This window comes from Spirulina major PCC 6313 (assembly GCF_001890765.1).
In the GTDB taxonomy this organism is placed as follows: Bacteria; Cyanobacteriota; Cyanobacteriia; order Cyanobacteriales; family Spirulinaceae; genus Spirulina; species Spirulina major.
Map to the genome: position 1 here is coordinate 1,430,011 of NZ_KV878783.1, position 21,903 is coordinate 1,451,913.

General features: G+C 54.0%; 22 protein-coding genes. 8 read left to right on the plus strand and 14 right to left on the minus strand.

Translation table 11 applies throughout. The features are described from left to right. Window positions 1-37: 37 nt before the first annotated feature. On the plus strand, window positions 38-733 hold the full coding sequence (locus SPI6313_RS06105; protein WP_072620199.1) for a M48 family metallopeptidase: 696 nt from the start codon (window positions 38-40) through the stop codon (window positions 731-733). A gap of 593 nt (window positions 734-1,326) precedes the next feature. On the opposite strand, the gene SPI6313_RS23385 is transcribed toward SPI6313_RS06105, so the two are convergent. Continuing rightward, window positions 1,327-1,482 (minus strand): hypothetical protein, encoded by a 156-nt coding sequence (locus tag SPI6313_RS23385; protein ID WP_175551021.1) that lies wholly within the window; start codon window positions 1,480-1,482, stop codon window positions 1,327-1,329. Window positions 1,483-1,691: 209 nt separating this feature from the next. Then, window positions 1,692-3,125 (minus strand): pyridoxal phosphate-dependent decarboxylase family protein, encoded by a 1,434-nt coding sequence (locus tag SPI6313_RS06110; RefSeq protein ID WP_072623021.1) that lies wholly within the window; start codon window positions 3,123-3,125, stop codon window positions 1,692-1,694. 115 nt (window positions 3,126-3,240) lie between these two features. Here SPI6313_RS06110 and SPI6313_RS06115 point away from each other — a divergent pair, with 115 nt between their 5' ends. Then, a complete protein-coding gene (locus SPI6313_RS06115) occupies window positions 3,241-3,804 on the plus strand; it encodes a TerD family protein (protein WP_072620200.1) in 564 nt (187 codons plus the stop codon). 385 nt (window positions 3,805-4,189) lie between these two features. Here the strand turns inward: SPI6313_RS06115 and SPI6313_RS06120 are convergent, their stop codons facing one another. Then, complete coding sequence (locus SPI6313_RS06120) at window positions 4,190-5,887, minus strand: potassium channel family protein (protein WP_072620201.1); 1,698 nt, start codon at window positions 5,885-5,887, stop codon at window positions 4,190-4,192. Between the two features lie 223 nt (window positions 5,888-6,110). On the opposite strand from SPI6313_RS06120, the gene bioU reads away from it, so the two are divergent. From bioU to SPI6313_RS06145, 5 genes are all read left to right on the plus strand, one after another. Next, window positions 6,111-7,088 (plus strand): (S)-8-amino-7-oxononanoate synthase BioU, encoded by a 978-nt coding sequence (bioU, locus tag SPI6313_RS06125; RefSeq protein ID WP_072620202.1) that lies wholly within the window; start codon window positions 6,111-6,113, stop codon window positions 7,086-7,088. 129 nt (window positions 7,089-7,217) lie between these two features. Next, window positions 7,218-9,281, plus strand: coding sequence for a PAS domain-containing protein (locus SPI6313_RS06130; protein WP_072620203.1), 2,064 nt, complete (start codon window positions 7,218-7,220; stop codon window positions 9,279-9,281). 426 nt (window positions 9,282-9,707) lie between these two features. Further along, window positions 9,708-10,643, plus strand: a complete 936-nt coding sequence (locus tag SPI6313_RS06135; protein WP_072620204.1) for a LysR family transcriptional regulator — start codon at window positions 9,708-9,710, stop codon at window positions 10,641-10,643. Between the two features lie 83 nt (window positions 10,644-10,726). Further along, window positions 10,727-12,433 carry a helicase HerA domain-containing protein gene (locus SPI6313_RS06140; protein WP_072620205.1) on the plus strand — a complete coding sequence of 569 codons (1,707 nt, stop codon included), beginning with the start codon at window positions 10,727-10,729 and terminating at the stop codon, window positions 12,431-12,433. Between the two features lie 49 nt (window positions 12,434-12,482). Further along, window positions 12,483-12,836, plus strand: a complete 354-nt coding sequence (locus tag SPI6313_RS06145; protein WP_217650515.1) for a DOPA 4,5-dioxygenase family protein — start codon at window positions 12,483-12,485, stop codon at window positions 12,834-12,836. Window positions 12,837-12,996: 160 nt separating this feature from the next. Here SPI6313_RS06145 and SPI6313_RS06150 read toward each other — a convergent pair whose 3' ends face one another. Further along, complete coding sequence (locus SPI6313_RS06150) at window positions 12,997-13,329, minus strand: hypothetical protein (RefSeq protein WP_072620207.1); 333 nt, start codon at window positions 13,327-13,329, stop codon at window positions 12,997-12,999. Between the two features lie 348 nt (window positions 13,330-13,677). On the opposite strand from SPI6313_RS06150, the gene tmk reads away from it, so the two are divergent. Continuing rightward, window positions 13,678-14,322 carry a dTMP kinase gene (gene tmk / locus SPI6313_RS06155; protein ID WP_072623022.1) on the plus strand — a complete coding sequence of 215 codons (645 nt, stop codon included), beginning with the start codon at window positions 13,678-13,680 and terminating at the stop codon, window positions 14,320-14,322. Between the two features lie 3 nt (window positions 14,323-14,325). On the opposite strand, the gene SPI6313_RS06160 is transcribed toward tmk, so the two are convergent. From SPI6313_RS06160 to SPI6313_RS06205, 10 genes are all read right to left on the minus strand, one after another. Then, window positions 14,326-14,883 (minus strand): TolB family protein, encoded by a 558-nt coding sequence (locus SPI6313_RS06160; protein WP_072620208.1) that lies wholly within the window; start codon window positions 14,881-14,883, stop codon window positions 14,326-14,328. Window positions 14,884-14,895: 12 nt separating this feature from the next. Beyond that, window positions 14,896-15,897 carry a Ycf66 family protein gene (locus SPI6313_RS06165; protein WP_072620209.1) on the minus strand — a complete coding sequence of 334 codons (1,002 nt, stop codon included), beginning with the start codon at window positions 15,895-15,897 and terminating at the stop codon, window positions 14,896-14,898. A gap of 171 nt (window positions 15,898-16,068) precedes the next feature. Beyond that, window positions 16,069-16,188, minus strand: coding sequence for a photosystem II reaction center X protein (psbX, locus tag SPI6313_RS06170; protein ID WP_072620210.1), 120 nt, complete (start codon window positions 16,186-16,188; stop codon window positions 16,069-16,071). A 71-nt stretch (window positions 16,189-16,259) separates the two neighbouring features. Next, window positions 16,260-16,943 carry a HEAT repeat domain-containing protein gene (locus SPI6313_RS06175; protein WP_072620211.1) on the minus strand — a complete coding sequence of 228 codons (684 nt, stop codon included), beginning with the start codon at window positions 16,941-16,943 and terminating at the stop codon, window positions 16,260-16,262. Window positions 16,944-16,982: 39 nt separating this feature from the next. Further along, complete coding sequence (locus SPI6313_RS06180; RefSeq protein WP_072620212.1) at window positions 16,983-17,606, minus strand: methyltransferase domain-containing protein; 624 nt, start codon at window positions 17,604-17,606, stop codon at window positions 16,983-16,985. A 33-nt stretch (window positions 17,607-17,639) separates the two neighbouring features. After that, window positions 17,640-18,290, minus strand: a complete 651-nt coding sequence (locus tag SPI6313_RS06185; protein WP_072620213.1) for an HAS-barrel domain-containing protein — start codon at window positions 18,288-18,290, stop codon at window positions 17,640-17,642. Between the two features lie 132 nt (window positions 18,291-18,422). Further along, window positions 18,423-18,614: an NAD(P)H dehydrogenase subunit NdhS gene (locus tag SPI6313_RS06190; protein ID WP_072620214.1), complete on the minus strand. Its 192-nt coding sequence runs from the start codon at window positions 18,612-18,614 to the stop codon at window positions 18,423-18,425. A gap of 139 nt (window positions 18,615-18,753) precedes the next feature. Then, window positions 18,754-20,013 (minus strand): rod shape-determining protein RodA, encoded by a 1,260-nt coding sequence (gene rodA / locus SPI6313_RS06195; RefSeq protein ID WP_072620215.1) that lies wholly within the window; start codon window positions 20,011-20,013, stop codon window positions 18,754-18,756. Window positions 20,014-20,058: 45 nt separating this feature from the next. Further along, window positions 20,059-21,126: an Mrp/NBP35 family ATP-binding protein gene (locus SPI6313_RS06200; protein ID WP_072620216.1), complete on the minus strand. Its 1,068-nt coding sequence runs from the start codon at window positions 21,124-21,126 to the stop codon at window positions 20,059-20,061. Window positions 21,127-21,220: 94 nt separating this feature from the next. Beyond that, window positions 21,221-21,703 carry an SRPBCC family protein gene (locus tag SPI6313_RS06205; RefSeq protein ID WP_072620217.1) on the minus strand — a complete coding sequence of 161 codons (483 nt, stop codon included), beginning with the start codon at window positions 21,701-21,703 and terminating at the stop codon, window positions 21,221-21,223. Window positions 21,704-21,903 lie beyond the last annotated feature (200 nt).

Sequence of the window (21,903 nt, forward strand, 5' to 3'; positions counted from 1 at the left end):
GAATCCGTACAATAGGGATGGTTGCTGTGTCAGTATCATGCCTTCAATTACTCTTTGTGGCTTAAGCATCCGCGTCACGCGCAAACCGATTAAGCACCTCTACCTCAAGGTGCATCCCCTGGATGGGCGGATCTCCCTCTCGGCTCCTGATACGATGCAGTGGGACGAACTTGAGCAGTTTGTGCGCTGTAAGTTGGCGTGGATTCAACGCCATCGCGATCGCATCCAAGCCCAATCCCCCCCCACTCATCGGCAATGGCAAAGCGGCGAAACCCACTACTTCCAAGGGCAAGCCTACGAACTCACCCTCTGCCCCACCGCCGGCAAACCCAGTGTGACACCCACCGCCCACACCCTCGAACTCCACAGCCCCCCCCACAGCACCGCCACCCAACGCCAGCAAATCCTCCACGGTTGGTATCGACATCAACTCAAGCTGATGATTCCGCCTCTGTTGCACCACTGGCAAACCCGGATCGGGGTCACGGTGAATGAATGGCGAATTAAACAGATGAAAACCCGCTGGGGCAGTTGCAATATTATCGCCAAGCGGATTTGGCTCAACTTAGAACTGGTGAAGTTTTCCCCTGCTTGCCTTGAATATGTCCTCGTCCATGAGTTGATCCACCTCTTGGAGCCGAGCCACAATGCCCGCTTTTACCGCTTGATGGATCAGTTTTTACCGGCATGGCGCGATCGTAAAGCCGAACTCGAAGCCCATTGGTATTGTTAGGCCGTGGTGATGCTTAAATCGGTAGTAGTAAAGAAGTAGTGACAGGTGATTTTTGTGAGATTGATATGATAGAAATAGACCCTGTTTATTTATCATGATGCGATTAAGCTAATCAGCATCTAAACTGCATGCCAATGAGCCTGAAGCCCTTGCTGTAAGGAGATCGCTCTGGAAATTTAAATGGCAATTAGATTACTTGATGAAGCAAGTCACTACTTCTTTACCACTACCGAAAATTGTGACCAAAGACTAAAAAAAAGAGGTGCGATCGCCACACAACACCCCCACAGGACAATCAAGACGGGTGCATTGTCGATGGGATGAATAACGTTAAACCCAAAGAAGGGGAGCCATGATGACTTCCCTTTGCATATAGCAATCCTATTTGATTCATCAACAAGGGGCTTAGGCCCCTTGTTGATGAGGAGATAAGATCTTCGATTGATTTAGGATCGCTATAGTTGAATCGCAATAGTCATAACACCGCTAAAATCAGGCTTGATTGTTGGGTTAGGCGGCTACACGATCACCTATCACTGCAATTTAGCAATCCGCCCCAATCCACCGATTCAGGTGTGTTGCAAGACTAGAGTTTAATAATCAGCTTTGACGGCCTTCCGGCGTAAATCACCCGTGAAGGGTTGAACCCCGATTTCTGGATAATCTTGATCCGTAGGCATAAAGATACGCCCGATCGCTTCCGTCAAAAATTGACCCATTTCGTTCAGCATTTTCGTGAGCTTCATCATAATGTCCTCCTAATTCAGAAAACTGATTACCAACTCGATCGCACATGAATTTCTATACATTTAGTATGAAATAAATGGGGTTTCATGGTGAGTGGAAGGGGTGAATCTGAAACTAAATGTTTCATTGGTTTGTAAATCTTCGCTATTGCTGAGTCCTGACGTTTTTAATGTGACGATTTGTGTGGAAGTGGTGGGGATGGTGTCGCGGTTTAGCGGTGGGTTTCTGCAAAGTGATCGATGTGCTGGAAGAGGTCGAGAATGTGCGATCGTTCCGTGTAGGGATTCAATAACACTGCCTTGAGCCAAGCGGCTCCTTGGTAGCGGGGCAAGGAGAGGAAAAATCGCCTGGTTTGGATCAGGGTTTGCTGAAGGGCCCGGTTCCAAGCGTCCCACTCAGTCGGGGCAAGCCAGTCCGGTGTGCCACGAAAACAGAGAATATTCATCTCCGGGGGGCTGGCGAGGGTGAGGTAGGGGCGGGCTTGGATTTGGGCGGCGAATTCAGCGGTGCGGGGGTAGCTGTCGTTGATTAAGGCGGCGTAACCGGCGCGGCCGATGTGCTGAAGCGAGAGCCAGAGTTTCAATATATCGGCGTGGCGGGTGCCTTGTACGGAGATTTCGCCGAGGTTGGGCCAGTCTTCGTCTTGGTGCATGTAGGGGGCGGCGATGCGGAATTGGGTGTGGGCGGATTTCAGATCGCGAAACAGCACCATGGCGCAGGTTTTGGCGACGTAGAGCCATTTTTGAGGGTTGAAGGTGACGGAATCGGCTTGTTCAATCCCGGCGAGGCGATCGCATTCCTGGGGCGAGAAGATCAACGCCCCGCCATAGGCTGCATCCACATGAAACCAAAGCTGATGAGCACGGGCGATCGCCGCCATTTCCGGCAGGGGATCAATGTTGCCTGTCACTGTTGTGCCCGCGATCCCGACGATCGCAAAGGGGGTTTGACCGGCGGCTTGGGCGGCGGCGAGCTTGGCGGTGAGATCCGGGAGGTGAACTTGGGCGCGATCGGTGGTGGCGAGGGGAATCACCGCCTCTGTGCCTAAGCCCAGGAGCATCGCGGCTTTTTGGATTGAGGTGTGGGCTAGTTCGGAGGCGAAGAGGACGGGGCGATGGTTGCCGATGCCCTGGGTGACGGCGTTGGGAAAGGCGCGGTTGCGAGCCACGGCCAGGGCGTGGAGGTTGGCCAACGTGCCGCCACTGACGAGGACTCCCCCAGCGCGATCGCCCAGGCCAAACATCTGGGCAATCTGGCGCAACACCAACGGCTCCAACCGCGAAAACAGGGGAGACATTTCCACACTGAGGAGGTTGTTATTCAAGGCAGCGGCGATCGCATCGCCCACAATCGACACCGTGGTCGGCAGGGAATCCATGTGGCCCCAATAGCCGGGATGGGCGGCATTCATCGAGGCGGCGCAGAGGGTTTTTAGGGTGGGGAGGAGGTCGGCTAGGGGGGTGGATTGGTCGGGGATTGGCGCGATCGCCTCCAAGTCCAACGCGGCGGGCACGAGGTCGCGGTGATCGGCGGTGGTGGCTTGGTCGAGGAGCACTGCCAAGCCTTGGCGCAGGAGGGTTTCAACGGCGATCGCATTCGCACCGCTGGGATCAATAAACGCATCAGGGGGCAACACAGCAGCCATGGGGAGTTTAGAGCGATTGATAGGAAATTCCATTGTGCCAGGTTGTGGCCCTGCTCCAGGGAACCAAAATCGGTTGATTAGAATGGGAAAGCACCATCATTTCGGAGTCCGTGTCATGACGATTAATCTCAGTAAAGGCCAGGGGATCAGCTTAGCGAAAGCTGCACCGGGCTTGAAAAGTGCCTGGGTGGGTCTGGGTTGGGATGTGAGCGCGAGTACGAGCGCCTTTGACCTGGATACCTCGGTCTTTCTGTTGGGGGCCAATGGCAAATTGGTGAGCGACCAGCATTTTATTTTCTATAACAATCTCAAATCCCCCGATGGGGCGGTGGAGCATTACGGCGACAACCGCACCGGCCAAGGCTCCGGCGATGATGAAACCATTGAGGTGAACCTCGCCCGCGTTGATGCAGCCATAGAAGAGATGATTTTTGTGGTGACGATTCATGAGGCGGTGCAGCGATCGCAAAACTTCGGCCAAGTCAAAAACGCCTTCATTCGCCTTGCCGATGCCAGCACCGAAGCTGAAGTTGCCCGCTACGAACTTGACGAAGACTTTTCCACCGAAACCTCGCTCGAATTCGGTCGCCTCTATCGCCAAGATGGCAGTTGGCAATTCCAAGCCGTGGGCAAAGGCTACACCACCGATCTCGGCGGCTTCCTCGCGAAATATAACTAATCCAACCCCCTCCCCAGAGGCTACTGCTTATATAGCACTAGCCAGGGCAGTGAGGACATTCAGAGACCCTAGAACAAGGGGCTTATGAAACTTAAGGAAATAATCCGGTAATTCCGTAATGCGAGCATCTTGCTCGCTAGAGGTTTAGAGCCTTTTTCAATGACCGGATTAAATAGTGAACCTCCATAAGCCCCTTGCCTGTCCTCACGAATTTGTCCACTGCTATACAGACATAACCCAAGCAGCGGTTCCCCCCATCGGGGATTGAAACCCCCGCCTCAGAGCGAAAACCCGTTAACACGGATTCCACAGTGGGCATCAGCCCACTTTCGCTCTGAGCCAAGAACTGAAGTTCTTGGCGGAGCTCGCTACCCTAGGGTTGGGGTTAAACCTCACGCAGCAATACTTCTGGGGGTTGACTGCGCCAAAGTTGCTCTAGTCCCGTGGCGGGCATTGTCAGGTAGAGCACATCATTAGCTTGCAACGCCGTTTCCAACAACATCCAGCCGTGAACATGGCGGCCTTGGGTTTCCACATAGAGGGGCACAAAATCCGCATCCCGCGCCGCATCCCGCACCAACCGACCACAAAACGGATGTAACGGGGTGATCATCATTGCCAACGCCACCCACAACAATTCATCCGTCATGCCATTGCCCAAAATCCGCCCACCCAAGGCCGCAGCGGCAAAGGATGGGGTGGCGAGTTCCGTGGGACAGAGCACCGTTTCAAACTCAAACACTTGCTGCACGGAGAGGGAAAACTGGGGGTCGTGGTTGCGGACGATGACGGGGAGTTTGGGGGTGGTTCCCTTGGCGCAGAGGGCGATTTCCACATTGACCATGTCGCTGCTGGTGGCGGCGACGAGGGCGGCGGCGTTGGTAATGTTGGCGGCGTTGAGGGTGCTGGCGAGGCTGGCATCTTCGATGATCACGGGGATGCCCATGGATCGCGCCGAATGGAGAAAGCGATTGTTGGGGTCGTTTTCGAGCACCACGACTTCGTAGCCCTGATGGAGTAATTGCTGTACGATGCGGAATCCGACACCGCCGAGGCCGCAGACAATGTAGTGATGGCGATAGGGGACTTGGGCGGCGGCCCAAAATTGGCGCAGTTGGCTCCCTAAGATGAAGTCATTAATCAGGGCGTAGCAAATGCCGATCACTCCAGCACCGATGATCATCATGATCGCGGTGAAGACTTTGATGATGTCGGGGGCTTGTTCGGCCACTTGTTCTTGACCGCCTGCGCCGGTAATCATGCCGACGGAGAAATAGAGGGCATCGACGGGGGAGGTGTTGAAGTTGACGCTGACGTAGGTGGCGGTGGCGAGGATGATGGTGGCGAAGAGGGCGAGGGTGACGATCGCAACGGAACGGCCATAGTTTTTGAACTTGCGTAAACTGGTAATGGCTTTGATGAATTTTCTGAAGCGCGATCGCCGCGAAGACCGGATCGTCGGTTGCGTGCCGATAATTAAGCGATCGCCCACTTGGAGGGTCTTCCCTTCGATTACCGCTGTCACAAGATCGTAGTCTTCGCAGGCCGACAGATAGTAAATCAACATCCGGCTGCGGCTTTCCCACAGTTCACTGAGGCGACGGCCCAACCAGGGATGATCGCGGTCAATGATTTCCTCATGGATCGGCCAGGTTTGGTCGTAGAGTTGCAACTGACCGATGGCCTTGCTGCCCAAGGCAGCGAAGGTAAAAATCGGTGCGGCCAGCTTCGCAACGCTCATGCTGACATGGTTGCTGAGGGTCTGATCGAGGCGTTCCCCTAGGGTGTGGTTAAAAATGCGATTGATGATCCGGATTTTAGAATTAATCATCCGGGCCCGCGTCACGATTTCGAGATTCATCGCATCGTCATTACTGGTGAGGACGAGGGTATGGGCAAAGCGTAAACCAGCGGCCATGAGGGTGCTGTTACTGCGGAGATCGCCGAGGATAATCTCGCCACTGCTTTCACCAGGGACGGGGCGATCGCTCACCCCCACCACTTCGGCCCCCTGTTGACGGAGAAGATGAAAAATCTGATAGCCGGTTCGCCCCAAGCCATAGACGATGATCTTTGGTTTCATTGCGAACATTCGCCACGAGGACGACACGATTTGTGCATGATCCAGGATAGTCTGCGCCTGCTCGTATTGTGACGAAACTTAAGGGAAGAAAGTGTATCTCAATACACTTAAGTTAGGGTGGGGTCGCCTGACAGCGTTTTGCTAAGACTAGTGATCAAAGTGGCCAGGAAGACAAGCGCAGAGGGGATAATAGGAGGTCGGTTGTACAGCATAGGAGGCTGAAATGATTAAGGTTGGACTTTTAGGATTTGGCGGGCTGGGCCAAGCTGCCGCCCAACTACTCAACGCTAAGCAGGAAATGCGTCTGGTGGCCGTTGCCGATAAACAAGGCTACGCCTACGATTCGGCAGGATTAGCCGTGTCAGACTGTTGTGCGGTGTATCAAAACCAAGGTTCCGTTGGGTATCTGGAAGCGGGCGGTGTTTTGAGCCAGACGAGTATTGCGGAACTGATCGCAGCGGCGGATGTGGATGGATATTTTCTGGCACTGCCGAATTTGCCGAATACCTTTATGGCGACGGTGGCGGAGCAGTTTTTGGCGGCGGGGTGGCGTGGCGTTTTGGTGGATGCCCTGAAGCGGACGAGTGCGATGGAGCAGTTGATTGCCATGGGCGATCGCTTCCAACAGGCCGGGATCACCTATTTAACTGGTTGCGGTGCGACCCCTGGACTCCTCACCGCTGCGGCGGTGGTGGCGGCTCAGAGTTACGCCGAGGTGCATCACGTCAAAATCACCTTCGGGGTCGGGATTGCCAACTGGGAAGCGTATCGGGCGACAATCCGGGAAGATATTGCCCACATGCCCGGTTTTACGGTGGAACAAGCCCAGGCGATGAGTGATGCGGAAATCGAAGCCCTCTTAGACCGGATGCATGGGGTGTTGTCGTTGGAAAATATGGAGCATGCCGACGATATTATGCTGGAGTTGGCGGGGATTTGCGATCGCGATCGCGTCACCGTCGGCGGCATCGTCGATACGCGCAACGCCAAAAAACCCCTCAGCACCAACGTCCAGATCACCGGCCGCACCTTTGAAGGGAAAATCTCCACCCACACCTTCACCCTCGGCGATGAAACCAGCATGGCCGCCAATGTCTGCGGCCCAGCCTTTGGGTATCTCAAAGCCGGAATAGACCTGAACCGACGCGGCATGACCGGGTTGTTAACCGCAGCGGATGTGATGCCCAAATTTGTACGTTAAGGGGGTTTGACGGTGACACCCTCTCCCCGCCTCACCGCCTGGGGAGGGGCGCGATGATCCCACGGTTTACCCTGAACTGACCTGGGATCATTCCCACGCTAAACTGAAATAGACCTGCCCAGTTAACTAATGGCCCAGTCTGCTGCTTCGACTCCCCTTAGTCACCTCTGGATTGAACAATCCCCCACAGCGATCGCCATTTTTGATCGAAATCTTTGTTGTGTGGTCGCCAGTGAGCGGTGGCGCAAATTGTACGGCCTTAATTCCGATCAAGCAGTGCAGGGTGTCGCCTTCGCGCAGTTAGTCCCCTCCCTCCCGGAGCATTGGACGGCGGTGCTGCGACGCAGTTTGAGCGGCAGCCACGAGAGTAGTGATGGCGAAGTGGTGACCTTGGCAAGCGGGAAACGCGCCTGGGTACAGTGGGAGAGTTCCCCCTGGCGCGATGAAACGGGGGCGATCGCCGGGGTGATCTGGTGTGGGATGGCCTTAACCCAGCAAAAACGGCGCGAACTCCGCCAACAGCAACATTACGAAACCCTGCGAATGATCCTCGATCATTCGGTGCAACTGATGGCGCTCCTGAGTCCCGATGGCCGGATTTTGGAGGTGAATAATACAACCCTCGTTTGGGCGCGATTGCAGCGGGAGTCCTTGGTGGGGATGTTGTTTTGGGATGTGCCCTGGTGGGAGATGTCGGTGTCGATGCAGGCGAAGTTGAAGGGGGCGATCGCCAAGGCAGCGAATGGGGAATGGGTGCAGCGGGATATCACCGTCTATCGCGGGGATGAGGTGAAAACCCTGAGTTTTTCGATCACGCCGATCACCGATGAACGGGGGCAGGTGCTCTATTTACTGCCGGAAGGCCATGATGTGAGCGATCGCAAAGCCGTTGAGCAGGCCCTCGCCCAGAGTGAAGCCAACTGGCTTGCCGCCCAAAAAATCGCCCATGTGGGGAGTTGGGAATGGAATATTCTCACCGGTCACGTCACCTGGAGTGACGAAATCTTTCGGATCTATGGTCTCCCCATCGAGCAAACCCCCCCCAGCTTTGACGAGCAAGCCCAACACATCCACCCCGACGATCGCCAACGTTTCTACACCACCCTCTACAACACCATCTATCGCGAAGATCCCTACAGCCTCGAATTTCGCATCCTCCGCCCCGACCAGAGCATCCGCTACATCTACGCCCAAGGCCAACCCCTGCGCACGGACACCGGGGAAGTATCCCACCTGGCGGGGGTGTTGATGGATATTAGCGATCGCAAGCACCCCGACGCGCCCCAGCCGCCCCAAGTCTCCCCCCTCGAACTCGAAAAACTCCAGCGCGAACTCCAACGCACCCAATCCCACCTGATCCAAAACGAAAAAATGTCCAGCTTAGGGCAACTGCTCGCCGGAGTCGCCCACGAAATCAACAACCCCGTCAACTTCATCTACGGCAATCTCCGGCACGCCGAAGACTACGTTAACGACATCCTCAATCTCCTGTCCCTCTACCAAAAAGGCTATCCCCAGCCCCACGCCGACATTGTTGAAGAAGCCGAAGCCATGGATCTAGAGTTTCTCGTTGATGATCTGCCGCAAATTTTTTCATCCATGCAAATGGGGGCCGATCGGATCAAAGAAATTGTCGCCTCGCTGCGGACTTTCTCCCGGACGGATGAAACCGAAGTGAAGTCGATGAACCTCCATGACGGCATTGAAAGCACCCTGATCATTTTGCAAAATCGCCTCAAGCCCCGTTCTGAATCCCCCGGCATCCAAATCATCAAACAATACAGCAACATCCCCCCGATCGATGGCTACCCAGGACAATTTAATCAAGTGTTGATGAACATTCTCAGCAATGCGATCGATGCCCTCGAAGAACGGGATCAACATCGCACCTATGCAGAGATAGAAGCCGACCCCAGTATCATCAAAATTACCACCGCCCTGCATCCTCCAAATCACGTCGAGCTGAGTTTGGCGGACAATGGCCCCGGCATTCCCACGGAGATTCAGTCACGTTTATTTGATGAGTTTTTCACCACCAAACCGGTGGGCAAAGGTACGGGTTTAGGGTTGTCCATTAGTTATAAAATCATCACCGAAAGACATCACGGGGAACTAGTTTGCCAATCCACACCGGGTCAAGGGACAGAGTTCATCATCACGATTCCCATTCAGCATCCCCCCGATGGGGATTAGGGGATCTGTGGGGTTGGAGTTCAACGCTTGGAGTTCAACGCAGAGACGATGATGGCCCTGGGGTGAAGGTGCGATCGCACCGTTTAGGTTCACAAATCACTGTGATAATTCTGCCTAATCTCATTCGTTTTAGCATAGATTTAATTCAATTTAATTTGAATTAACATAGTTTTTTGACTATATTTAAAAAGGCAGCAAAACGCCCAACACGAGATTCCTCTGGACTGTCTAGGGTCTAGATCGTCTGGATTGGGGTTTCTGGGTTAATACTGGCGTTGCTGTGATCAGACTAGGGAGTATCTCTCGTCAATGCCAGGGGGTGGGCCCTCAACCCTGTGTTTGCTGTTGATGTTTTAGTGATTGATGTTTTAGTGATTGATGTTCTAGCGATTGATGTTTTAGCGATCGCCGCAGGAGAAAACCTCTGTGATTCATGCCACCTTGCACCAGCTTAAAGTTTTTGAAACCACGGCCCGCCATGGTAGCTTTACCCGTGCAGCCGAGGAGTTGATGATTACCCAGCCCACGGTGTCGAGTCAGATTAAACAACTCACCACCGCCATCGGCTTACCCCTATTTGAACAAATTGGCAAACGCCTCTACCTCACCGATGCGGGACAAGAACTCTTAACCACCAGCCAAGATATCTTTGGCCGTCTGGATAATTTTGAAATGACGGTGGCCGATTTAAAAGGTAAAAAACAAGGTAAACTCCGCATCACAGCAATCACCACCGCCAAGTATTTTGTGCCTCGCCTCTTAGGGTCGTTTTGTCAGCTTCACCCGGATATTGATATTTCTCTTCAGGTGACGAACCATCATGATATGCAGCAGCGGATGCACGATAACCTGGATGACCTCTATATCCTCAGTCAACCGCCGGAAGGGATTGATCTCCACACTGCCCCGTTTTTAGAAAATCCCCTCGTGGTGGTGGCCAATGTGGATCATCCCTTGGCGCAGCGGCGAAAAATCCCGATCAAGGCCTTAAATGGGGAACAGTTCATTATGCGAGAACAGGGGTCAGGGACACGGCAAGCGGTGCAGAAACTCTTTGCCAAATATCGAATTTCTGTGCCAGTGCGGTTGGAGTTGGGGAGTAATGAGGCGATCAAGCAGGCGATCGCCGGCAACCTCGGTATCTCTGTTCTGTCTTACCACAGTCTCACCGCCGAAGGAGGGATGCCCGAATTAACCGTGCTCAATGTTGCCCATTTCCCGATCCAGCGGCAGTGGTACGTGGCAAATCTGGCGACCAAACAGCTATCGGTGATCGCCGAAACCTTCCGGGACTATCTCGTCGAAGAAAGTCGCCCCTTTCAAACGCGCCTGAATGATTCCCTGCTCGCGATCGCCTCTTAACCTGCACCCGATTGAACCACCCCGAACCCGGTGCGATAAGCTAGGGAAGCGAACAATCGATCCCCCTTTGCCCGATCGCACCCATGACGCAACATCCGATCATCCCCCTCGGCTCCGTGGTTCAAGGCTCCCTCAGTCAAGGCATTGAGGTACGCCTCCATCCTGATGTGTCCGTTGAAGACATGCGGGTGGGTAAATTTTTGGTGATTAAAGGGGTGCGATCGCACTTCTTTTGCCTCCTCACCGATGTCACCCTCGGCACCACCAGCCCCCGCATCCTCACCAACCCCCCGCCCCCCGGTGACGACTTTCTCCACGCCGTCCTCGCCGGCAGCAGCATCTACGGCACGATCAACCTCTCCCCCATGTTGATGCTGATTCCCGACAGCCAACCCAACCCCGACCGCAACGGCGACAGCACCCTCGCCTCCTTCACCGCCAACAGCAACAGCGACACCGTCCTCCTCCCCGTCAAAACCATTCCCAGCCATTTCAGCCAAGTATTTGATGCCAGCGAGCGCGATTTTCGCATCGTCTTCGGCTGGGAAGATGACCCCCAGCGTAAAAACTTCGCCGTTGGTCAACCCCTTGATATGGATGTGCCCGTTTGTCTCAATTTAGAGCGATTTGTTGAGCGTAGTAACGGCATTTTTGGCAAGTCCGGTACGGGTAAATCCTTCCTCACCCGCCTGATCTTATCCGGCATCATCCACAAGCAAGCCGGGGTAAATCTCATGTTTGATATGCACTCAGAATATGGCTGGGAAGCCATGAAAGAGGGCAAAAATATCAGCACCGTCAAAGGCTTAAAACAACTTTTTCAAAACCGCGTTGAAATCTTCACCCTAGACCCCGAATCCACCAACCGGCGAGGGGTGCGTGATGCCCAAGAACTCTATTTAAGCTATGACCAAATCGAAATTGAAGACCTGCGCTTAGTGACGCACGAACTGGGCTTATCCGATGCTAGTTTAGACAATGCAAACATCCTATCTTCTGAGTTTGGCAAGGCGTGGATTGTGCAATTATTGAGCATGACCAATGAAGAGATTAGCGAATTCTGCGAAACGAAACAAGGTCACAAAGGCTCGATTATGTCCCTCCAACGTAAACTCATGCGGTTGGATTCTTTGAAGTATATTCGCGCCACTTGTCCCCGTAATTATATTGATCAGGTTTTGGAATATTTAGACGCAGGTAAACACGTCATCATTGAGTTTGGCTCGCAATCTAATTTGTTGTCCTATATGTTGGCGACGAACATGATCACGCGCCGAATTCATGCCAGTTATGTGAGAAAAGCCGATCGCTTTCTCCGCTCCAAAGATGAGCGCGATCGCCCCCGTCAACTGGTGATCACGATCGAAGAAGCTCACCGTTTCCTGGATTCGAGCATCGTCCACCAAACCATTTTCGGCACGATCGCCCGCGAAATGCGTAAATATTTCGTCACCCTCCTGGTGGTGGATCAACGCCCGTCGGGAATTGACAATGAGGTGATGTCTCAGGTGGGGACGCGGATCACTTGTCTGCTCAATGATGATAAGGATATTGACGCAATTTTTACCGGAGTTTCGGGGGGGCAAGGGCTGCGATCGGTGTTGGCTAAGTTGGATTCTAAACAGCAGGCGTTGATCCTCGGTCACGCCGTACCGATGCCGGTGGTGGTGCGCACTCGTCCCTACGATAGTGATTTTTATACCGAAATCGGCGATCGCGATTGGCAGGATGTCTCGGATCAAGACTTGGCCACCGAAGCGGCCATCGCTCGTAGCGATCTAGGGTTTTAATGCTCTAGAATCCCTCAATCTAAACCCAATTAAGATGATGAAAAACGCCATGATCAAACGGCCGGTTAATACTTGCGATCGCTACCATGCCCATGTTTATTTTGATGCCGAAACCATCGCCCCAGCCTCGGCTCTATGCGCCGCAGCGGGCGAGCAGTTTGGCGTTGCCGTTGGTCATGTCCATCAAAAACTTGTTGGCCCTCATCCCTGCTGGAGCTGCCAACTCAGTTTTGACAAAACCCAATTTGATACCTTAATTCCCTGGCTGGATCAGGAGCGCGATCGTTTAACCATCCTCATCCACGGGGTCACGGGGAATGACCTGGCGGATCACACAGAATATGCGGCTTGGCTGGGCGATCCCGTCCCACTGAATCTTACGATTTTTGAGGTGCAATCTTGACCTTACCCCCTATCCGCTGCCTTCCACCGGGTTGACTGACAAAAGATCGGACTCAACTCCCGAAATCCCTTGCCAAGTCTGGCTTTCAGCTTAAAAGAATAGAATCCCTAGTATCCGTTTGCCCTATTCGTTTTCGCAGCAGCCGTACTTCTCGGCTCGATTACTGAAGCTGCCACAGGGTGTTATCTTGGATATTTTTGCAGACATCATCAAAAACCTTCCGACAATGGTTGTCTGTCGAGAGGGGCAGTTCCTCGTTTTTTAGAATGCAATTAAGATGCACTTTTTTAGACGCAGTGCTTTGATAATCCACCAATGCTTCAACCGTTACGAGCTTGGCGAACTTAACTTGTCCAGGGTGTTCTCGCCCAACAACGTACTCATTGTTACGATAAATGATTTCAAAGTTACAGGCTTGCAAAACAGTATCAAGATGGGAGAGGAGGGTATCTAGTGAGTTTTCACTGTAGAATGAGCAGGAATAACGAGCCATAATTTCCCCGTACTTTCCTCGTGGTCTAAGGTGATCAGCTTGGCTATCATGACAGCGATGGCCTATCAATTATCCCAAGGGTATTTGCAGCTACTCTAGCGTTTTTTTCAAAATCTGTCAGCTATGCCCGCCAGGAACATCGCATTGTACCCGCCGGATTCATGGTCGGGGCTTCATGCGCGTAACGTGCCGTAGGCATTGGGTTTCGATGCCCCAGAGACGGCTAAACTCCTGATTGATTGCCGTGGCTGTTGGTTTGATGATGTCGTGATTTCCTGCGAAATGATGCTGTGGAATCAGCACTATATCGATTTTCAGACTGAAGTATTAAAAGAAGATAAAGTTATGATGTCCGGTCAATTTATTGTGTTTGAAGGGGGAGAAGGTGCGGGAAAAACGACGCAGTTACGGCGATCGCATGCTTGGTTAAAGGCGCAATGGGGGCAACAGCGGGCGATTCTCCAGACCCGTGAGCCGGGCGGGACACCCTTGGGGAGCAAACTGCGCGATATTCTGCTCCATAGTGGTGCGGTGGTGGATCGGGCTGAATTACTTTTGTTTGCTGCCGATCGCGCTCAACATGTGGACACGGTGATCCAGCCGGCGTTATCCCAAGGGGCGATGGTGCTGTGCGATCGCTTTACCGATTCCACCTGGGCTTACCAAGGCTATGGGCGGGGCCTTGATCTCACACTGATCGCCCAATTAAATGCGATCGCCACCCATCACCTCACCCCCCATCTCACCTTCTGGCTGGATCTTCCCGTGGAAGTGGGTCTCGCCCGCAGTCAACGGGAGGGCCAGCGCGATCGCATTGAACAGGCAGATCTGTCCTTTCATCGGCGGGTACGGGAGGGGTTTACCCACCTCGTCCAGCAGGAACCGGAGCGAATCGTGCGGATCGATGCGTCCCAACCGGCGGATCAAGTCCAGCAGGCAATTCAAACGGTGTTGCGATCGCGGGGCTATGTCCCCCCCGAATCCTCGGATTAATCCCTACGGTTCAATCACCGTGCCATCTTCAATATCCAATTCCACATTGGGCCCCCGATCCAGCACCTCTACATCCCACTGGCCACGGCGGGCGGTTTCAAAACTGATGTAGCGGCCGTCGGGGCTGATTTTTGGGTTGCGCACCCAATAGCGATAGCGACGGGTGAGAATTTCGGAGCGTTGAATGGCGCGATCGTAGCAGGCGATCGCGGGTCGTCCTTCTTCATTCACTAGATAGACGATGTAGCGACCCGTGCGGCTGAGGCTGGGGCTTTGGACTAAGGTGCGGTCTTGATTGAGTCCCGTTAGGGTTAAAAATCGCTTGGTGCTGAGGTTATACACCGCAATTTGTGCCGAGCCGTTGCGGTTGGTGATGAACGCCACTAATTTGCCATCGCCGCTGAGGGTGGGCTGTTCATCGGTAAAGCGGCTATTGAGGGCCACGGGTTCGATGCTGGCGGGTTCGTTCTGGCAGGCGGAGAGGGAAATTGCGATCGCACCCACTACCCCCCCCCATCGCCCCAACCATCGCCAGGGCCATCGTCTGAATCCCAGAATCATAGGTCTAGGGCCTTAATACTCCGTCGATCCCACCGGGGGTTCAACGTCATCATCGTAGGGGCGATCCGGACGGCGGCGCGATCGCGGTTCCTCAAAGTCCAGATCCGGTTCATCCTCGTAATCCGGTGGCTCGCGGTCTACCCCCGCATCAAAATCATCCTCGCCATAGTCATCGTACTCATCCCCATAGTGGTCATCACGGGGCGCTGAAGATCGAGGCGGTTCCGGTTCTAGTGCTTCGTCGTAGTCCACATAGTCCACGTAGGGCGCGGGTTCTTCGTCTTCATAGAGTGCCGCATTGCGGGCCGAACCATTGCGGCGTGGCCGTTCCGGTTCACTCACTGTCCGATCCGGGCGACGGGATGGCGATCGCCGCCCCGACCGGCGTTCCTCAACGCCTTCAGTTTCTTCCCACTCATCTTCCCAAGCGTCATAGCGATCAGCGTAGCGCGTTTCATCGGGGGGATAGTCGCGGCTCGGTGGGGTATCGCGGGCCGGACGACGACTGCGGGGCGATCGCGGCGGTGGGCTGCTACGGTCTGTTGTCGGACGAGCGGCGCGGCTCCGGGGCGATGGAGCCGGGGCATCATCGTAGTCATCACTCCCCCGCAGCCGTTTGCGGGGCACAGATGCAGGCTCACGGTAGGCAGGCTCTAGCTCGTCGTAGTCCGGTTCTCGATAGGCACGGTAGGAACGGCTCACCGGGCGGTCATCATCGACGATGGGCGTGCTGCGGCGGGCTTGCTCGGTGGCAAGTCCCCTTAGCCTCAGGGTTTCAAAGGCAAAAAAGAAGGTGGCTAAGGTGAGGAGAAATTGCCCCAACTGCATCAGCGGGTCAAATTTCCAACCGTAGGCAATCAAAATCCCACCACAGACCAACCCGACCGCAGAGAAAAAGATATCGTAGTCCCTCGATAGTTCTGGCTTAATCGAGCGTAAAAAATAAAGTCCTGCACCAGCAACGGCCAAGAAGACCCCCAAAATGCTGGCTGAATTCCATCCAAAATTGATCATTACTGCTTCTTAAGCGTCAAGCTCGCGATCGCTGAACACGGGTGTTCTGTTCTTTCTACCTTAGCGAAATCTGCCCATTGCGCCCAGGAAAACCCTACCCCTAGGAAAAGACCTCAGAATCGAGGGGCAATGCTGCTGACGATCCTGAGGCCACAGGGTTGCAATAAACCCTTAGGAACGGGAGATTTTATCTTTCTGGCTAATAAAAACGAGGGCAACGGTTGCGGGAACGACGACAACCAATGTACCGGCCAGTAAGCTGTAAAGAAAGTTGGCTAAAGACGGTGTCATTGTATTTAGTAACCTGATATTGAACGAAGAATTAGCATTTATTGTAGAGGGTTTTGTGCCTCCCGTGATCCTTAATCTGCGTCGGGTAACAGCTCTGCGAGGCGTTGGCGGGACAATGTTGCAGCTTGAGCCACTTGCGGATGAGCATCTTTGGCGAGGAAGTTGAGGGCGGATTTCGCTTTCTCACTGGGTAAATGGCCCAGGGCTTCGGCTAAGCGTTGCCGCACGAGCCAATCCTCAGAGCCGGCAAAGTCCAGCATCGCATCGGTGGCATCGAGGGCTTTAATTTCCCCCAGAGCGGCGATCGCCGCTTGCTGAATCACCACCTCCTCACTTTTCAGGGCGTTGAGGAGTACAGATTTCGCCCGCACGTCTTTTAAATTTCCCAAGGACACCGCCGCACTAAACCGCACAAGCCATTGGGTATCTTCGTAAAAAGCCCGCACCAAGGGTTCAAAGGCCCGTTGATCTTCGAGATAGCCCAAGGCTCCGGCCGCGTCCGCCCGAATACCGTAATCTGGATCGGTTTCTAAAAGGCGCACCAAAATAGGGAAGGATTCTTCTGTAGATTTGATGCCGAGGGCAAACACCGCCATGGAGCGGATTTGTAGGACTTCATCGTTGAGCACTTTTTTGATTAACGGCAGGGCTTCCAAGGCGGAAACGTGGCGTAAGGATGCGAGGGCGACCATGCGATCGCGGGAATTGGGGCTGTCGAGGTTGACCTCGATTTGGCTTAAATTCAGGGGAGCCATGACAATTCTGAAAAAACAGTTAACTTATCGTAACAATTTTCAGATTACGGTCGGAGTGAAGCGGGCCTGGCCTTGGCCCCAATGTTCTTCCCCGTGACGCTTGGGTAAGGATGCGGTGAGGGGGACGAGGTGGAAGGGGTGAAAGTGGTGATGGAAGTGGGCGTGGAGTTGCTCCGGGGTCGAACCAAAAGGCGGGCCACCGGGGCGGTGGTGGGTGAAGAAAATGGCCAGCAGTTCGCCTTGGGGTTTGAGGATGTGGTGGACGAGTTGGACGTAGCGATCGCGCTGACTCGGATCGATGGCGCAAAAACAGGTGTGTTCTACCACGTAATCAAACTGAGCCGGGGATTCAGCCGCGAGATCAAAAATATTGCGGTTGAGAAATTGCGCGGCAACACCCGCTGTTGCCGCGTTGCGTTCAGCCTGGGCAATGGCAGCGGGGGCGAAGTCAAACCCGATCACCGTTGCGCCTGCTTGGGCAAAGGCGATCGCATCATGGCCCGCCCCGCAACCGAGCACCGCCACCCGTTTCCCCGCCACTGCGGTTCCATGGCAGTCCAACCAGGCTACAAACCCCGGCGCAGCCTGCCCCAAGTCCCACGGCGGCACTCCTTGTTGATAGCGCGTTTCCCAAAACCCTGGTGTCTGGATAGAGTCGTTCATGTCTTCCTTGGCTCCGATGTGCAACACCCCACCTCAGGCATGCACCTGACTGAGTACGTAGCGCAAACTATCGTAATCATCCTTTAATAAAATTCCCAGCGTGCGCCCGGCTTTGATCAACCAGTTGCGATCGCCCTGCCGCAACTGAAACGCCGCCCGCAACGTGGCCGCAATTAAGCTTTCCACCGGCACATGGCTCACCTGCAACAGAGTCCGCAGAAAATCCATCTCTTCCGTAAACCGCTTCACCTCGTCGGGTTCACAGCGATAGACGGCTTGGTGAATTTGGGGCGGGCGGGGGGGTAGGTATTGAAACACTTGGGGCGATCGCCCCGGCCCCGGCACTAAAAATCCCACAATCGCAACGCGAAATTCCGTCTTCAACATCGCAAAAATTTGCGGCTGCTCTTCGCGCAACTCTTCGAGGGACATCCCCAACGCCCGCGCCCGATGCACCGAATCAATCGGGGTTGTGGTGGCGTAGGTGATCACGCCTAAAACGGTATTGCCGGACTCCTCATCCAATGCCTTCACCCAACTGCCAAAGGGGGGCATGACGGGAAATTTCAACTCCTCCGGCTCCAAACATTGCGCCAAGAAATCTGTTGTTGCCGTTTCAATCACTTCCGCAATATGGTTGGGGCGGGGGCGATCGGTGGAAAATTGGGGTAAGGGTAAGCGCATCGGCAGGGGCGGGGCTGAAGGATGAGAAACGCATCAAAAATAGCCCTCTGGCCTTGTTCCAGGATTCGGAATTGAGCGGATTGACCCAACGCGCAACGGGTCAGCATCGCACCGAGACCAGAGGTGAATCGTTTATTTTTTCTTGCCTTTGCTGAGATCCACGGTTTCGAGTTCAGCCAGCTTGAAGGTGACCAACTTATCCCAGTTGCCCCCTTCAAACAACACGGCAACATTGCCGTCGCTAATGCGTTGCACCAATCCTTCAAACTCATAATAGGTGTCATTAGGATTTTTGACGCGAACTGTTGCACCAGGTAAAATCATGAGTATTTTCCTTTGATTCAAAATCACAGAATTACGAGTGAGACTGCTCTGAAACAGACTGCCCGCCCCTATCTTGCCATATTCCTTTGATCCGACGGGATCGGGATGATGGATCTAGGGGCTAAGGTGGGGGCGATCGCTAACGGAAATGCATCCGAGGTCGATGGTTTGCCACCGATTCCACCAGGCCCAAGGCGAGGAAATTCGTCAGCAAGGCCGACCGTCCGTAGCTAATCCAGGGCAGCGGCAACCCGGTAATCGGCGACACCCCCACCGTCATGCCAATATTCACAAACACCTGAAACGCAATCATTGACAGCACGCCCACCGCTAACAGAGAACCAAAGTTATCCTTGGCATTTTGGGCAATGACGATCAGCCGCAGGCAGATTAACCAAAAGGCAAAAATGACAATGATTGAGCCGATGAACCCCAGTTCTTCCCCCACAGCGGAAAAAATGAAGTCGGTATGTTGTTCGGGGATGAAGTCTAGTTGGGTTTGGGTTCCGTTGAAGAGTCCTTCGCCCCAGAGTTCCCCGGCCCCGATGGCGATGCGGGATTGAATGAGGTGATAGCCTCCACCGAGGGGGTCTTTTTCCGGGTTGAGAAAGAGGATAAGGCGGTCTTTTTGGTAATCCTTGAGCAGTCCCCAAAAGACTTGGCCGAGGACGGCGGCCGCCCAGTTAATCGCAACGACGATGGGGGTGCTGATTTGCCGGAGGGGGAGGGTAAACCAAGCGATCGCACAGACCAACACCGTCCAAATTCCACAGGCGGGCAACGAGATCCCGTACAACACCGCCGCCACCATCGGCGAGACCAACAGGAGCAGCCAAGCGGGTTTAACGTTCGCCCAATAGAGCATGCCCAGGGTAATCGCCCCAAAGACTAATGCTGTCCCCAAATCCGGCTGCACAAAAATCAAAATCCAGGGAACCATCGTGATCGCTAAAACCCGAAAGACAGAATCAAGGGTTGTGGCAGGGCGATCGTGAAGCAGGGCCGCCAAGGTGATAATCAACCCCACTTTGGCAAATTCGGAAGGTTGGACATTAAACCCACCGATGGTGAGCCAACTTTGCGCCCCATTCGCCGTATGACCCGCCAACATCACCACCACGAGGGTGACATTCATTAGGGCATAGATCGGCCAGTGCCATTGCAGTAAAAATTCATACTGAAACTGAGAGATTGCGAGGGTAATTACCAGGCCGATTAACCCCACGAGCCAATGTTGCCACCAGTCGGTAATGCCTTGGCGCAGTTCGATACTGTGGATCATCACCCCCCCAAAGATGGTGAGGCCGACCACGAGGGCGAGGAGGAAAAAGTCCAGGTTTTGCCAACCGAGCCACCATTGTCGCCATTGAGATTTTTCGTTATGGGATCGCTGCAACATAGGACGCTAGTAGATAAAGAGTGGTCGTCGTTCAACGGGTCAGGGCTACGTTAGGGCCGCAACGGATACTCGCGCGGCGATGCTTTGGGCAATTTTGGTCAGGGCTTGGGCGGAGGCGGATTCGGGCTGAGCGACGACGATGGGAATGCCGCGATCGCCCCCTTCTCGCACCGGAATTTCCAACGGAACCCCACCAATCAGAGGCACACCCAATTCAGCGGCGGTATTCGCCCCACCCCCCGATCCAAACAGGTCATACCGCTTTTCCGGACAATCCGGCGGAATGAAATAACTCATATTTTCCACAATACCCAAGACATTCACCCCCAATTGTTCAAACATTTTTAAGCCCCGGCGAGCGTCCACCAAGGAAACCGTTTGGGGCGTGGTGACAATCACCACCCCAGCCATGGGGACGGCCTGGGCCATGGTTAATTGAGCATCACCGGTGCCGGGGGGCAAATCGACAACGAGATAATCTAGGTTCCCCCAATTCACCTGATAGAGGAATTGGCGAATGATGCCGTTGAGCATTGGCCCCCGCCAAATCACGGGCTGGTCTGGGTCAATGAGGAAGCCCATGGACACCATTTTGAGGCCATGATTCACCGCCGGTTGCAGAATATCTTGACCCTGGGCATCTTTTTGGACATCGACTTTCGCATCGGTCAAGCCCAGCATGGTGGGGGCGTTGGGCCCGTAGATATCCGCATCAAGGAGACCAACGGCAGCCCCACTTTGGGCGAGGGCAACGGCAATATTGACGGCGACGGTGCTTTTGCCCACGCCACCTTTGCCGCTCGAAACGGCGATGATATTTTTCACACCGGCGATGCCCTGTTGATCCGGCAGGGATTTTTGTTGGGGAGTTTCGGCAGTGACTTCGACTTCAACGGCCTCAACGCCCGGTAGTTGACGGACGGCTTTTTGGCAGTCTTCGACAATGAATTCCCGGAGGGGACAGGCGGGGGTGGTGAGCACGAGGGTAAAGCGGACGGTTCCCCCGGCAATCTGCACATTCCGGATCATGTTGAGTTCGACTAAGCTCTTTTGTAGCTCTGGGTCTTGGACAGGACGCAAAACGTTTAAAACAGCCGTTGAGTCTAGAGTCATTAGTTTGTGAAGGTTTGTAATTTTATTGTTTATCCTACCGTTTTCGGGGACGGGGCGGCGATTTCTGCGATCGCGTCTCCCCAGGCTGCCAAGGTTACAGCGGAGCCGGACGCTCCACCGCCTGGGCTAAGTTATCAGCAACCCGCGCCACATAGGGACGAATCACCCACCACAACACCGGTGAGAGCAAACCCCTCAGGGTGACAGAATAGGAAATATACGTGCCACACACCGATGATTCAAACTGATAGGTGACACGATTTTCCACACCAGGAATCGCTAAAAAGCGCACACTCAAGAGTTTACGCGGATCAACTTGCTCCACAAATATCCGAATCGGGATCGGGGTGAAGCGCGTCACAACTTGATAGATCAGTCCAGGTTTAGCCATTAAGCCGTTCGGGACGTTGGTGCGGGCAAGCAAGGGATTCCAAGATACATCGGCGAGGTTGATGAGTTTTTGCCAGAGGGCATCGACCGAAGCCCGGCAGAGAACTCGGTAGCGTTTGTTGAGCCGGAACTGGCAAAACAGGTAGCCACGAGCCACAAGGAGCTTAAACGAAATTTGAAAAATCATAGCGCTTGTGTAGCAACCGCCTATCCATAAGATCAATCCCTATTCTATGCAAGTTCTTGATGGATCGAACTCTTCAACCAGGAAGTGCCTCAGCAGGGGAGGTCTTTGAGAGTGTCTGCACCAGAGGATGTTGCATTTTGTGAGGGGAGTGCGATCGCACCGAAGTGAATGTGCGAAGATCAACGCCACACGACAAGTTT